Origin of the sequence: Nonomuraea rhodomycinica (genome assembly GCF_013363995.1) — a bacterium.
Taxonomy (GTDB): Bacteria; Actinomycetota; Actinomycetes; order Streptosporangiales; family Streptosporangiaceae; genus Nonomuraea; species Nonomuraea rhodomycinica.
Genome location: NZ_JABWGO010000014.1, coordinates 130,629 through 144,342 on the forward strand (window position 1 = coordinate 130,629; position 13,714 = coordinate 144,342).

The following is a 13,714-nucleotide window of genomic DNA, read 5'->3' on the forward strand; positions in this document are numbered from 1 at the left end:
GCTGACAAAGGATGATTTATGGCGATCACTTATCCCGATCACGATGTGACCAGCCCGGCAGAGCGCGCGCCCCGCCTCCCGCGAAGACCCGCCGGGGGCCGGGCGACGCGGTCGGCGACGCTGTTCCTGCTGCCGTTCGGCGTGCTGTTCGCCGTCATGGTGCTCGCGCCGATCGGCTACGCCCTCTACGAGAGCTTCTTCGAGGTGCGCCGCGGTGGACTGGGGTTGTCGCCGGCCGTCGCCGAGTTCACCGGCGCATCGAACTACGTGAAGGCGCTGCGGGACACGGACTTCATGGCCTCGATCCTGCGGGTGCTGCTGCTCGGTGTGGTGCAGGTGCCGGTCATGCTGGGGCTCTCGCTGCTGCTCGCGTTGCTGCTCGACTCCCGATCGGCCCGGTTCAGGCGCACCTTCCGGATGATCTTCTTCCTGCCTTTCGCGATGCCGGGAGCGATCGCGGCGATCATGTGGTCGTTCCTCTACATCCCGAGCGTCAGCCCGTTCACGGCGGGTCTCCGAAGCATCGGCCTCGACGTGGACTTCCTGTCCGGCGGGCTGGCACCGGTCTCGATCGGCAACATGATGACCTGGGGCTGGACCGGCTACAACATGCTCATCATCCACTCCGCGCTCCAGGCGATCCCGCGCGAGCTCTACGAGGCGGCGGTCCTGGACGGGTGTTCCGGGTGGCGGCTGGCCTGGCACGTGAAGATCCCGCTCGTGCGGCCGGCGCTGATCCTGACCATGGTCTTCTCGATCATCGGCACCGCCCAGCTCTACACCGAACCCGACATCCTCCGGCGAGTGGCGTCCACGGTCACCGCGACCTACACGCCCATCATGGCGAGCCAGTATTCGGCGAACGTCAACAACTACAACTTCGCGGCGGCCCAGGCAGTGATCCTGGCCGTACTCACCTTCGTGCTCTCGTTCGGTTTCCTGAAGTTCGTCCAGCGCAAGGGGTTCGGCGCATGACCACCCCCGCACACACCACCGACGCCCCCATGTCGCACCAGCACACGGCCGGGGCATTGACCAGCCGTGCCGGGGTCCTCCTCGTCCTCACCCTTTTCGCGATCTACACCCTGGTCCCGCCCTGGTGGCTGCTGGTGACCGCCACCAAGAACAAGGGGTACCTGTTCACCACCCATGGCCTGTGGTTCTCGCACTTCGACCTCTGGACGAACATCCGCGAGGTCTTCCAGGAGCAGGACGGCGTCTTCCTCCGCTGGATGCTCAACAGCGTCCTGTACAGCGTCGGAGGCGCCGCCGTCGGCACCCTGGTGTCGGCGATGGCCGGCTACGCGCTGGCCAAGTACGCCTTCCGTGGCCGCGGCCTCGTCTTCAACGTCGTGCTGGGTGCCGTGCTCGTACCCGCGTCGATGTTCGCGCTGCCGCTCTATCTCATGTTCAGCGCGACCCACCTGGTCAACACCTACTGGGCGGTCTTCCTGCCCAGCATCGTCAGCCCGTTCGGGGTCTACCTGGCCCGCGTCTACGCCGGCGCGGCGGTGCCCGACGAACTCCTCGAAGCCGGACGGATCGACGGCGCCAGGGAAGCCGGCATCTTCTGGCGGATCTCGATGCCGGTCATGTCGCCCGCGCTGGTGACCATCTTCCTGTTCCAGTTCGTCGGCATCTGGAACAACTACCTGCTCCCGGTGCTGATGCTCAGCGACGACCGGCTGCAGCCGATCACCGTCGGGCTGGCGAACTGGCGCGCGGAACTGAACAACGGCGTGCCCCACAGCCTCACGATCACCGGCTCGCTCCTGTCGGTGATCCCGCTGCTGATCGCCTTCTTCGTGCTGCAACGGTACTGGCGCTCCGGCCTGACCGCCGGAAGCGTCAAGTGACGCCGTCGTCCGGTACGGCCGTGGTCAGTACCGCCCCGTGTCGTAGCCGATGCCGGGCGCACTCGGAGCCCGGACCATGCCGTCCGGATCCACCGCCGCCTCGCGGACCACGGGATTGGTGAAGACGAGCGACTCGTAGTACGAGGTGTTGGGGATGGCCATGCACAGGTGCGCGTTGACGATGCCGCTCCCATGGACCTCCGCCCGAAGCTGGAAGCTCTCGGCCAGGTGGGCGATGCGCATGGCTCCGGTGATGCCGCCCTTGTACTGCGCGCTGGTTCGCACGCGGCCCGCGGCGCCGGCCTGGATGAAGTCCGCGACGTTCATGTGCGCGCCGTCGGAGGTCTCGGCGACGAGGAGGGGGATGGTGACGCGTTCGGCGAGCCAGCGGTAGGCGGTCACGCTGAACTCCCGCATCGGTTCCTCGTACCAGACGTAGCCGGCCTCCGCCAGGGCCTCCCCGACGTAGACGGCGTCAGCGAGGTCGAAGCCCGCCGAGCCGTCGTACATCAGGGGAACGCCGTCGCCCACGTGCGCGCGGAGCTTCTGGCAGAGGTCCGCGTCCGCGCGGGCGTCGCCCCAGGCGTGCAGCTTGATCGCGGTGTAGCCGGCCGCGAGGCACTGGTCGGCGACGTCGAGGTACTCCTCCACGCAGGAGAACGTCACGGTGCTGGCGTAGGCGGGGATGGCGTCGCGGTAGGTGCCGAGCAACTGGTGCACGGGCAGGTTCGCGGCCTTGCCCGCCAGGTCCCACAGCGCGACGTCGACCAGCCCGAGGGCGTAGATCGGTAGTTCCTCGATCCGGTCGAGCTCCCACAGACGCTGCCACAGCAGTTCGCGCCACAGCGGGTCGCGGCCGATCAGGTCGTCGCGGATGCGACGCCGCACCAGATCGGCCACGATGACTCCGCGCCGCGTGTGCGCCTCTCCGATGAGGCCGGCGTCGGTGTGGACGCGCAGGATGCCGCCGGTCACCGGCCCTTCCGACCCGGGGAGCCCGGCACGCCAGCGGAAGGGCGGCTGAGCGGGCAGGTCGACCAGATCCACGGTCACGTCAGTAATGCGCATGTCGTCCTTCATGTCGGGATTGGCGCCGGTCAGGAGGTGGAGCCGTCGGTGGGGAAGAGACGGTGGCGGATCTCCCGCTGGAACTGCTGCAGGGTCGTGTCGATGTGCTCGCAGATGCACTCGACGGCTCGCGACTCGTCGCCCGCCGCGATGGCGGCGCTGATGGCCAGGTGCTGTTCCGCGGCGACTCTGAGGGAGCCGCCGGCGACTCCAGCCAGCCCGATGACGCTGACCTGCCGTTGGAGCCGCTGCACCGACACGACGGTCTCGGCGAGGAAGACATTGCCCGCCGCCGCGGCGATCGCCTTGTGAAACGTCTCATCCGCGTGGACGAACGCGTCCAGGTCATCGCTCTCCGCGGCGTCCGCCGACTGCTGTGCGGCCTCGCGCAGAGCCTTGACCTGGGCCGGATTGGCCCGCTGTGAGGCCAGGCGCGCCGTGGCCGTCTCGATGGTGCGGCGGAACTCGAACATCTCGTCGACCTGCCGGAGGTCGGCGGGCAGGAAACTGGAGAAGGACTTCTCCCACAGGGCGCCCTCCGGCTCGGAGATGTAGATGCCCCGGCCCTTCTGCACCGACACTCGCCCAAGCGCCGAAAGGATCTTCACGGCTTCCCTGACGATGGTCCGGCTCATCTGGACGGCTTCGGCCAGGTCCTTCTCCGTCGGCAGACGATCGCCCGGCTCCAGGCGTTCGCGGACGATGTATTCGAGGATGCGCTCCGCGGCGATCTCGTAACCGGGTCGATACCCTCCCACGTCTCCCTGCTCTCGTGGGACACGCGACCCCCGCTCGGGTTGGCTCAAGTCTTCCTCCGGTGTGCTGTGCTGGCCGGCTCATGGTGTCACAGACGATTCTCGGCAGCCACACTCTAACCCTCTAATGCTTCGTATCTATCCTCTGAATCCATGATCCTCAAATCAGATTTAGGGTCTTGACGTGACGAGCGTTCACCTCCACACTCGTCACACCCGACATGACCTGCCGGGAGTGTCCACCCTGATCAGCAGGACGTCTCAGCGAAGTCCGCACCGGGCTCCACAGAATCTGATCTATTCGGAACGTCGAACGTTAGAAGAGGCATGATGTGTTCTAAGTCGGGAACGCCGTCCGAGGGGAGGCGACGCGGGGCTCGTCTGGGGTCCTGGGTCGCGATCTCGGGTCTCCTGCTCGGCGTCGCGGCCTGCGGCACGGATGATCCGAGCGGCGGGAAGATCGAGCTCACCTACCGCATCTGGGACAAGAACCAGCAGCCGGCCATGCAGCAGATCGCCGACCGGTTCCAGGCGGCGCACCCGAACATTCACGTCACCATCCAGCTCACCGCGAACCAGGAGTACTGGACGAAGCTCCAAGGTGACGCGACCGGCGGCAGCGCCCCGGACGTCTTCTGGATGAACGGCCCGCACGCCCAGCTCTACGCCTCCAACGGCATGCTGCTGCCGCTGTCGGACCAGCTCAAGGCCGACGGGGTGGACCTCGGCAACTACCCGTCCGCGCTGACCGCCATCTACAGCTATCAGGGCAAGCAGTACGGCATCCCCAAGGACTTCGACACCGTCGGCCTCTGGTACAACAAGAAGCTGTTCGACGCCGCCAAGCTCACGTACCCGGACGACACCTGGACCTGGGAGACCGTCGCGGCGGCCGCGCGCAAGCTCACCGACGCGTCCAAGGGCGTCTACGGAATCCTGGCTCCGCCCTTCAACCAGGAGAACTTCTACAACACCGTCTTCCAGGCGGGCGGGTACGTCATCTCGCCCGACGGGAAGTCCTCGGGCTACGACCAGCCGGCCACCATCTCGGGGCTGAAGTTCTGGACCGACCTGATGAAGGCCGGGGTGTCGCCGTCCGTGAAGTCGATGACCGACACCTACCCGGCCCAGCTGTTCGAGTCGGGCAAGTTCGGCATGTACTACGCCGGGTCGTGGAACGCGATCGAATTCTCGAAGAACGACACCATCAAGAACGACGTGGACGTGGCCGTCCTGCCCCAGGGAACCAAGCGGGCCGTGGTCATCCACGGCCTGGCCAACGTGGTGTACGCGAAGACGAAGCATCCCCAGGAGGCGACGCAGTTCGCCGAGTTCCTCGGGTCGAAGGAGGCGGCCGAGATCCAGGCGAAGACGGGTGCCGTGATCCCCGCCTTCAACGGCACCCAGGAGGCCTGGGTCTCCTCGATGCCCCAGTTCCACCTGCGCTCGTTCCTGGACGAACTCCCCTACGCGGTGCCGTTCCCGGCCTCGAAGAACACCGACGCCTGGATGACCAAGGAAGCCGCGATCCTGGGGCCCGCGTGGTCGGGTGACAAGGACGTCGCGGCCGCCGCGAAGGAACTGGCGACGGCGATGAACACGGCGCTGCGCGAGGAACAGTGATGGCGGCGGTGAACAGCCTGGCCCGGCCGCGCCGGGCGCGGCGCCCCGCGAACCGCCGGCCCGGCCGCCGGCCCGAGCGGATGTGGGCGTACCTCATGGTCGCGCCCATGACCATTGGCCTGTCGGTCTTCTACCTGTGGCCCATCGCTCAGACCTTCTACTTCAGCTTCACCAGGTCGGGTCCGTTCGGCGGGCACACCTGGATCGGCACGGCGAACTACCGCGCCCTGGTCGATGAGCCGTCGGTGTTCCAGTCCGTGGCCAACACCCTGTTCTACGCGGTCGTCCAGCTGGCGGGCATCCCGCTCGCGGTCCTGCTCGCCGCCCTACTGAACCAGCGCGGGCTACGGGGCCGGTCGATCTACCGGCTGGTGTACTTCCTCCCGGTCGTGACCATGCCCGTCGCCGTCGCGATGCTGTGGCGGTGGATGTACAACGGGGACTACGGCCTGATCAACCAGCTGCTGTCCGTCGTGGGCATACAAGGGCCCCACTGGGCCTCCGACCCGTCCGTGGCGCTGTACGCGGTCGCCGCGATCGGCATTTGGATGGCCCTCGGCTACAACATGGTGATCTTCCTCGCCGGTCTCCAGGGCATCCCCACCATGTACTACGAGGCCGCCGCGATGGACGGCGCCGGCCCGGCCAGGATGTTCTTCCGCATCACCGTGCCGCTGCTCAGCCCGAGCATCTTCTTCGCCACGGTGCTCACAGTGATCAACTCGCTGCAGATGTTCGACCTCGCCTACATGATGATGAGCACGCCGGGCGCCGCGGCCGGAACCGCGAACCCGGCGCTGCCCCGGGTCCGCACGGTCTCCTACCTCTTCTACCAGAAGGCCTTCGTCGAGCATGATCTCGGCTTCGGCGCCGCGGTCGCCTTCGTCCTGCTCGGGTTCATCCTCGCGATGACGCTCATCCAGTTCCGGCTGCAGAGAAGGTGGGTGCACTATGCGTGACGGCGCGATGGCCGGCAGCCGTTCGGCGCGAACGGCCGTGACCCACGTCGTCCTCATCGCCGGCGCGGTCGTGATGGTCGGGCCGTTCGTCTGGGAACTGCTCACGTCGCTGAAGACGTTCAGCGAGACCACCCACCTGCCGCTGACGTTCCTGCCGCACCGGTGGCAGTGGTCGAACTACGTCCGCGTGTTCGAGCAGTTGCCCTTCCGGCAGATGTTCCTCAACACGGTGCTCATGGCCGCCGGCCGGACCCTCGCCCAGCTCGTGTTCTGCTCCCTGGCGGCCTACGCGTTCGCCCGGATGCGGTTTCCGGGCAACAAGCTGCTGTTCGGCCTCTTCCTGTCGGTGCTGATGGTGCCCAGCCAGCTCTTCCTCATCCCGCAGTACGTCATCATCCAGGACCTCGGCTGGGTGAACACCCTGCAGGGCCTGATCGTGCCCGGGATGTTCAGCGCGTTCGGCACCTTCCTGCTCCGGCAGTTCTTCCTCGCGTTGCCGCACGACGTCGAGGAGGCGGCCCGCCTCGACGGGGCCAACGCGTTCCAGATCTTCCTGCGCATCGCGCTCCCCCTGGCCAGACCGGGACTGCTGGCCCTGACGATTCTCACGGTGCTGTGGTCGTGGAACGACCTGATGTATCCGCTGGTCGTCACCACCGACCCGAGCGCGATGCCGCTGTCGGCCGGGCTGGCGACGCTGCAAGGTGAGCATTTCACCGACTACTCGCTGCTGATGGCGGGCTCGATCATGGCGACCGCACCGATGATCGTCGCCTTCGTCGTCCTGCAGCGGCACTTCATCCAGGGCATCGCGTTCACCGGTGCCAAGGGCTGAGACGTCCAGGCGACGATCGCCCTCGGACACTCACCCGACCCCTGCTGATCGATGATGGAAGGACCTGGCATGGACGACCTCAGGCTTGGTGTGATCGGTCTTGGCGTGCGCAGCAGCCTCGCCGAGCTCGCCCACCGGCCCGGGAAGGGATCGCGGCTGGTGGCCTGCTGCGACCGTGATCCCCGCATGCTGTCCGGGGTCCGGGAACGCTTCGGACCCGACCTGATCACGGTGACCGACCATCGTGAGCTCCTCGACGCCGATCTCGACGGGGTGTTCGTGCTGACGCCCGACCACACGCACGAGCCCATCGGCCTGGACTTCCTCCAGGCGGGGATCCCGGTGTTCCTGGAGAAGCCGCTCGCGATCACCACGGAGGGCTGTGACCGTCTCCTGGCCGCGGCGCGGGCGTCCGCCACGCGGCTCTACGTCGGGCACAACATGCGGCACATGCCCGTCGTCATGGCCATGCGCGAGCTGATCGACGACGGGGCCGTCGGGGAGGTCAAGGCCGTCTGGTGCCGGCACTTCGTCGGGCACGGCGGCGACTTCTACTTCAAGGACTGGCATGCCGACCGGCGCAACACCACCGGCCTGCTGCTCCAGAAGGGCGCGCACGACATCGACGTCATCCACTGGCTCGGCGGGGGGTACACCAGGCGGGTGAACGCCTTGGGAGGTCTGGTCGTCTACGGTGACATCACCTCCCGCCGGGACCGGGACCGGGCTGGGGAGCGCATGACGGACTGGCTGTCTTCCGCGGACAACTGGCCGCCGCTCAGCCAGCGCGGACTGAACCCGGTCGTCGACGTCGAGGACCTCAGCATGGTGAACATGCGGCTGGACAACGGCGTCCACGCCAGTTACGAGCAGTGCCACTTCACGCCCGACTACTGGCGCAACTACACGGTCATCGGGACCGAGGGGCGGCTGGAGAACTTCGGGGACGCCGAAGGCGCGGTCGTCAAGGTCTGGAACCGCCGCTCGGACTATCGCGCGGACGCCGATCTCACCGTGTCCGTCGAGACACCGGAAGGCACCCACGGGGGTGCCGACCCCCACTTGGTGGCGGAGTTCCTGCGCTTCGTCAGGGAAGGCGCCCCCACGGTCACCTCCCCGGTCGCGGCCCGTGAGGCGGTCGCGGCGGGATACGCGGCCACCGCATCCCTGCGGGAGGACGGCCGGGCGTTCGACGTCCCGCCGACCGATCCCCAGCTCGCCGCCTACTTCGCGAACGGCCAGCGCGAAGCGTGAACGACCGCGGAGGCCGCCGGGACGACACGGCCATGCGACATGCGTCCCTGGGCCGCAGCACCGCCACCGTCACCCGGCTGTCGTTCGGCGCCGCCGCCCTCGGCAATCTCTTCACACCGGTGACCGACGAGGCCGCCGACCAGGCCGTCCAGGCGGCCTGGTCGGCCGGCGTCCGCTCGTTCGACACCGCGCCCCACTACGGGCTCGGCCTGTCCGAACGCCGTCTGGGCGCCGCACTGCGCGACCGCCCGCGAGACGAGTACACCGTCGCCACCAAAGTCGGCAGGCTGCTCGTCCCCGCCCCGTACATGGGCGCGGACGACCTCGCCGACGGCTTCGCCGTGCCGGCCACCCACCGCCGGGTACGAGACTTCAGCGCCGACGGTGTCCGGCGCAGCCTGGAGGCCAGCCTGGAACGGCTCGGCCTGGACCGCGTCGACATCGTCCATCTGCACGACCCCGACGAGCACTTCGCCGAGGCCATCGGCCACGCCTACCCGGCCCTGGAACAGCTGCGGGCGGAGGGCGTCGTGCGGGCGATCGGAGTGGGCATGAACCAGTCCGCGATGCTCACGCGGTTCGTCCGTGAGACCGACATCGACACCGTGCTGCTGGCCGGCCGCTACACCCTGCTCGCCCAGGGCGCCATGGCCGACCTGCTGCCCGAAGCGGCCCGTCGCGGAGTCTCGGTCATCGTGGGCGGGGTGTTCAACTCCGGCGTGCTGGCCGACCCTAAGCCGGGTGCCACCTTCGACTACGCGACCGCCGCACCGGAGCTGGTGGACCGCGCCCTGCGGATGCAGGCCGTCTGCGAACGGCACGGCATCCCGCTGCGCGCGGCGGCCGTCCGTTTTGCCCTTGCCCCGACGGCCGTGGCGAGCGTGTTGATCGGAGCACGCTCGGCCTCGGAGATCACCGACGCCGCCGACCTGCTGCACCGGGCCGTTCCGGCCGCGCTCTGGCAGGAGCTGCGCGATGCCGGGCTGCTGCCGAGCCACCTGCCCTTCCCGGCCGCGGAGTAGACATCACCAGGGGGTCCCGCTCCGACGCCACCTCCTGGACCGACCCGAGCGCGGCTCCCGAACGCCAGGCCACCCTCGTGCGGGCCTGACCTCCCTGTTTCGCGCGCCCGGGGTTCGTGGCCGTCCGGCGCGGGCGTCATCCCGGAGCGCTTCCTCTCCCTCATGCTCCGCCGGCCTCGCCGTGAAAGTTTCAGCCGAGCCCCCTGGAGAGCTGTGCCGAAAGTTTCAAGGCCACGACGCACCAGCCGAGCCAGGTGCGGCCAGCGGCGACATGTGAAGTCGCCGAAACTTTTCATGGTTCATTGACAACTTTCGGGCGGATTCCCACACTGAGTGCCTGAGGTGATCTCCCCCACCGGGCGCGGAGTCGGCCCCGCAGGGGTGTCCCGCACCATCCTTTCCCCATGATTCGCACAGGGAGGCTCAAGCATGCGTGTCAACGCCATGTCCCCGCCTACCGCCCGGCGGCCGCTCGGCGCGCGCCGCCGGTCGCTGGTCATCGGCGCGCTCGGCGCACTCGGCCTGATCACGGCGATGGCGACGGCCGTTCCGGCCGATGCCGCGGCGAGCACGCTGGGCGCCGCCGCCGCGCAGAGCGGCCGCTACTTCGGCACCGCCATCGCCGCGGGCAGGCTCGGCGACTCCGCCTACACGACGATCGCCGGCCGCGAGTTCGACATGGTGACGGCCGAGAACGAGATGAAGATCGACGCCACCGAGCCCAACCGGGGGCAGTTCACGTTCACCAGCGGCGACCGGGTCTACAACTGGGCCGTGCAGAACGGCAAGCGGGTGCGCGGGCACACCCTGGCCTGGCACTCCCAGCAGCCGGGCTGGATGCAGTCACTGTCGGGCAGCTCGCTGCGCCAGGCGATGATCGACCACATCAACGGCGTCATGGGCCACTACAAGGGCAAGATCTACGCCTGGGACGTGGTCAACGAGGCCTACGCCGACGGCAACTCCGGCGGCCGGCGGGACTCCAACCTCCAGCGCACCGGCAACGACTGGATCGAGGTGGCCTTCCGCACCGCGCGCGCCGCCGACCCGGCCGCCAAGCTCTGCTACAACGACTACAACATCGACAACTGGTCCTGGGCCAAGACCCAGGGCGTCTACAACATGGTCAGGGACTTCAAGGCCCGCGGCGTGCCGATCGACTGCGTCGGCCTGCAGTCGCACTTCAACAGCAACAGCCCCTACCCCGGCAACTACCGCACGACTCTCCAGAGCTTCGCCGCGCTGGGGGTCGACGTGCAGATCACCGAGCTGGACATCCAGGGCGGCTCGGCCACCACGTACGCCAACGTCGTCAACGACTGCCTGGCGGTGCCGCGTTGCGCCGGCATCTCGGTCTGGGGGGTTCGCGACAGCGACTCCTGGCTCGGCGCCGGCGCCGCCCCGCTGCTCTTCGACGGCAACGGCAACAAGAAGGCCGCCTACACCGCGGTGCTCAACGCGCTCAACGGCGGCGGCACGACGCCGCCGCCCGGCGGGGGCGGCGCGGGGCAGATCCGGAACACGGCCTCCGGCCGCTGCGTGGACGTGCCCAACTCCAGCACCACCGACGGCACCGCGGTGCAACTGTGGGACTGCAACGGCCAGAGCAACCAGCAGTGGACGCAGACCACGGCCGGGGAGCTGAAGTACGGCGGCAAGTGTCTGGACGCCGGGGGCACGGGCAACGGCGCCAAGATCCAGATCTACTCCTGCTGGGGCGGCGACAACCAGAAATGGCGCGTCAACTCCGACGGCACGATCGTGGGCGTGCAGTCCGGGCTGTGCCTGGACGCCGTCGGCGGCGGCACCGGCAACGGCACGGGGCTGCAGCTGTACAGCTGCTGGGGCGGCGGCAACCAGAAGTGGACCTACAACGCGAGCGCCGCGTAGCCGCGTTCGTCCGCGTGGACCTCTCCTGCGGGGTGGTAAGGCCCTCCCCGCAGGAGAGGTCGGGCTCGGCCCGAGCGGGAGGCGGTGCATCCGCATGACCACGGTTTCGGGACGGCAACTTAACGCGCGATCTCTCGCACGTTACCCGTTGCGAACCGGTAGCTGCTGTGAAACTTTCACGGGCACGGACACTGCGGCACGATCTTCCTGGACGCCGAAACTCCACGCGGGAAGGCGTTCCGGCGGCGACGCCCGGCCGTGACGACGACGCTCTTCGTTGACGCCGGACGGGCGGTCGGATGTACTCCGCGATGACCCGCTCGACGGAGCAGGCCGCCCACTGACGTGTTAACGCTAACAATCCCGCCTGCGGCCGGTCGCCGGCCTCGGCCTACGAGTTCGACCTCGGCCACAAGCTCTGGAGGTTCCTGTGAGGCGCGTGCTCGCGGTTCTCTCGTCCCTGCTCGCCGTGGGCGTGTTCCTCACGCCCACGGCGTCGGCCGCGACGGTCGACACCAACGCGTGGTACGTCCTGGTCAACCGCAACAGCGGCAAGGCCCTGGACGTCTACAACCTCTCCACCGCCGACGGCGGCCGGATCACCCAGTGGACCCGCAACGACGGCAACCAGCAGCAATGGCAGTTCGTGGACTCCGGCGGCGGCTACTACCGGCTCAAGTCACGCCACTCCGGCAAGGTCCTTGACGTCAGCAACTCCTCCACCGCCAACGGCGCCGCCGTCGTCCAGTGGACCGACCACAACGGCACCAATCAGCAGTGGCGCCTGGCCGACTCGCCGGACGGCTACCTACGGCTGATCAACCGCAACAGCAACAAGGCCCTCGAAGTCCAAGGCGCCTCCACCGCCGACGGCGCCAACATCGTCCAATATGACGACTGGGGCGGCGCCAACCAGCAATGGCAGCTCGTCCCGATCGGCAGCGGTCCGAACCCGGGCAGCACCTACACCAACCCGGTCGTCTGGCAGGACTTCGCCGACGGCGACATCATCCGCGTCGGCGACGCCTACTACTACTCGGCCTCGACGATGCACTACTCGCCGGGCGCGCCGATCCTGCGCTCCTACAACCTGGTCGACTGGGAGTACGCCGGCCACTCGGTCCCGAGGCTCGACTTCGACTCCGGCGCCTACGACCTCAACGGCGGCCGGGCGTACGTGAAGGGCATCTGGGCCTCGGCCTTCAACTACCGCACCAGCAACAGCACCTACTACTGGATCGGCTGCGTCGAGTTCAACCGGACCTACGTCTACACCGCCTCCGCCGTCGACGGGGCGTGGACCAAGCGCTCGCGGATCAACAACTGCTACTACGACGCCGGCCTGCTGATCGACACGAACGACACCATGTACGTCGCCTACGGCAACGGCACCATCAGTGTGGCCCAGCTCTCGGCCGACGGGCTCAGCCAGGTCCGCTCCCAGCAGGTGTTCCAGACTCCGAGCAGCGTCGGCACGCTGGAGGGCTCCCGCTTCTACAAGCGCAACGGCTACTACTACATCTGGCTGACCCGCCCCGCCAACGGCCAGTACGTGCTGCGCTCCACCTCCCCGTGGGGCCCGTACGAGATGCGCCAGGTCCTGCTCGACATGCCCGGGCCCGTCTCCGGCGGCGGCGTGCCCCACCAGGGCGGGCTCGTCCAGACCCAGAACGGCGCTTGGTACTACATGGCGTTCGTCGACGCCTACCCCGGCGGCCGGATGCCGGCGCTCGCGCCGATCACCTGGACCAACGACTGGCCGACCGTGCAGACCGTGAACGGCGGCTGGGGCGTCACCTACCCGAAGCCGAACATCCAGACCAGCCGGACCGTCGCGTCCATGATCGGGCCCGACACCTTCACCTCCGGCAGCCTCGCGCCCCGCTGGGAGTGGAACCACAACCCCGACACCAGCCGCTTCTCCACCGGCGACGGCCTGCGCCTGCAGACCGCGACCGTCACGGGCGACCTCTACAACGCCCGCAACACGCTGACCCACCGCATCCAGGGCCCGTCCTCGACGGCGACGATCGAGCTCGACCACGCGCAGATGGCCAACGGCGACCGCGCCGGGCTGGCCATGCTGCGCGACCAGTCGGCCTGGATCGGCGTCAAGCGCGACAACGGCGTCAGCCGGGTCGTGATGACGAACGGCCTGACCATGAACGGCTCGTGGCAGACCACCGGCACCGGCACCGAGGCGGCGAGCGCGGCCGTGTCGGGCAGCCGGATCTGGTTGCGGGTCGCCGCCGACATCCGGCCGGGGTCCGGCAGGCAGGCCCGCTTCTCCTACAGCACCGACGGCAGCACCTTCGTGAGCCTCGGCCCGGCCTTCACGTTGACCAACGCCTGGCAGTTCTTCATGGGCTACCGCTTCGGGATCTTCAACTATGCCACCCAGTCGCTCGGCGGAGCGGTGACCGTGCGCCGCTTCGACCTCACCACGCCGTGA

The 13,714-nt window shown here is 68.3% G+C and carries 11 protein-coding genes; 9 read left to right on the forward strand and 2 right to left on the reverse strand.

Annotated elements, in window-relative coordinates; genetic code table 11:
* Nucleotides 1-18: 18 nt before the first annotated feature.
* Both HT134_RS39225 and HT134_RS39230 read left to right on the forward strand, forming a co-directional pair.
* A complete protein-coding gene (locus tag HT134_RS39225; protein ID WP_175605557.1) occupies nt 19-975 on the forward strand; it encodes a carbohydrate ABC transporter permease in 957 nt (318 codons plus the stop codon).
* Nucleotides 972-1,856, forward strand: coding sequence for a carbohydrate ABC transporter permease (locus HT134_RS39230; RefSeq protein ID WP_217708884.1), 885 nt, complete (start codon nt 972-974; stop codon nt 1,854-1,856). The genes HT134_RS39225 and HT134_RS39230 overlap by 4 nt, the downstream gene beginning before the upstream one ends.
* Nucleotides 1,857-1,880: 24 nt before the next feature.
* Here HT134_RS39230 and HT134_RS39235 read toward each other — a convergent pair whose 3' ends face one another.
* Complete coding sequence (locus HT134_RS39235; protein WP_175605558.1) at nt 1,881-2,924, reverse strand: enolase C-terminal domain-like protein; 1,044 nt, start codon at nt 2,922-2,924, stop codon at nt 1,881-1,883.
* Nucleotides 2,925-2,953: 29 nt separating this feature from the next.
* Nucleotides 2,954-3,682: a FadR/GntR family transcriptional regulator gene (locus tag HT134_RS39240; protein WP_217708885.1), complete on the reverse strand. Its 729-nt coding sequence runs from the start codon at nt 3,680-3,682 to the stop codon at nt 2,954-2,956.
* 324 nt (nt 3,683-4,006) lie between these two features.
* Here HT134_RS39240 and HT134_RS39245 point away from each other — a divergent pair, with 324 nt between their 5' ends.
* From HT134_RS39245 to HT134_RS39275, 7 genes are all read left to right on the forward strand, one after another.
* Nucleotides 4,007-5,302 carry an ABC transporter substrate-binding protein gene (locus HT134_RS39245; RefSeq protein ID WP_217708886.1) on the forward strand — a complete coding sequence of 432 codons (1,296 nt, stop codon included), beginning with the start codon at nt 4,007-4,009 and terminating at the stop codon, nt 5,300-5,302.
* Entirely contained in the window at nt 5,302-6,261 is a 960-nt protein-coding gene (locus tag HT134_RS39250; protein ID WP_246366343.1) for a carbohydrate ABC transporter permease, read from the forward strand. Before HT134_RS39245 ends, HT134_RS39250 begins: the two co-directional genes overlap by 1 nt.
* Nucleotides 6,254-7,096 (forward strand): carbohydrate ABC transporter permease, encoded by an 843-nt coding sequence (locus HT134_RS39255; RefSeq protein WP_246366345.1) that lies wholly within the window; start codon nt 6,254-6,256, stop codon nt 7,094-7,096. The genes HT134_RS39250 and HT134_RS39255 overlap by 8 nt, the downstream gene beginning before the upstream one ends.
* Nucleotides 7,097-7,165: 69 nt before the next feature.
* Nucleotides 7,166-8,350, forward strand: a complete 1,185-nt coding sequence (locus tag HT134_RS39260) for a Gfo/Idh/MocA family protein (protein ID WP_175605560.1) — start codon at nt 7,166-7,168, stop codon at nt 8,348-8,350.
* A gap of 32 nt (nt 8,351-8,382) precedes the next feature.
* Nucleotides 8,383-9,372: an aldo/keto reductase gene (locus HT134_RS39265; protein WP_175605561.1), complete on the forward strand. Its 990-nt coding sequence runs from the start codon at nt 8,383-8,385 to the stop codon at nt 9,370-9,372.
* Between the two features lie 429 nt (nt 9,373-9,801).
* Nucleotides 9,802-11,262, forward strand: a complete 1,461-nt coding sequence (locus HT134_RS39270; protein WP_175605562.1) for an endo-1,4-beta-xylanase — start codon at nt 9,802-9,804, stop codon at nt 11,260-11,262.
* Between the two features lie 439 nt (nt 11,263-11,701).
* Complete coding sequence (locus HT134_RS39275) at nt 11,702-13,714, forward strand: RICIN domain-containing protein (protein ID WP_217708887.1); 2,013 nt, start codon at nt 11,702-11,704, stop codon at nt 13,712-13,714.

What these genes read in the sequence shown, in the direction of transcription:
- HT134_RS39230 (WP_217708884.1), top strand. Translation starts at nt 972, where the DNA reads ATGACCACCCCCGCACACACCACCGACGCCCCCATGTCGCACCAGCAC.
- HT134_RS39235 (WP_175605558.1), bottom strand. Translation starts at nt 2,924, where the DNA reads ATGCGCATTACTGACGTGACCGTGGATCTGGTCGACCTGCCCGCTCAG.
- HT134_RS39255 (WP_246366345.1), top strand. Translation starts at nt 6,254, where the DNA reads ATGCGTGACGGCGCGATGGCCGGCAGCCGTTCGGCGCGAACGGCCGTG.
- HT134_RS39260 (WP_175605560.1), top strand. Translation starts at nt 7,166, where the DNA reads ATGGACGACCTCAGGCTTGGTGTGATCGGTCTTGGCGTGCGCAGCAGC.
- HT134_RS39225 (WP_175605557.1), top strand. Translation starts at nt 19, where the DNA reads ATGGCGATCACTTATCCCGATCACGATGTGACCAGCCCGGCAGAGCGC.
- HT134_RS39270 (WP_175605562.1), top strand. Translation starts at nt 9,802, where the DNA reads ATGCGTGTCAACGCCATGTCCCCGCCTACCGCCCGGCGGCCGCTCGGC.
- HT134_RS39245 (WP_217708886.1), top strand. Translation starts at nt 4,007, where the DNA reads ATGATGTGTTCTAAGTCGGGAACGCCGTCCGAGGGGAGGCGACGCGGG.
- HT134_RS39250 (WP_246366343.1), top strand. Translation starts at nt 5,302, where the DNA reads ATGGCGGCGGTGAACAGCCTGGCCCGGCCGCGCCGGGCGCGGCGCCCC.
- HT134_RS39265 (WP_175605561.1), top strand. Translation starts at nt 8,383, where the DNA reads ATGCGACATGCGTCCCTGGGCCGCAGCACCGCCACCGTCACCCGGCTG.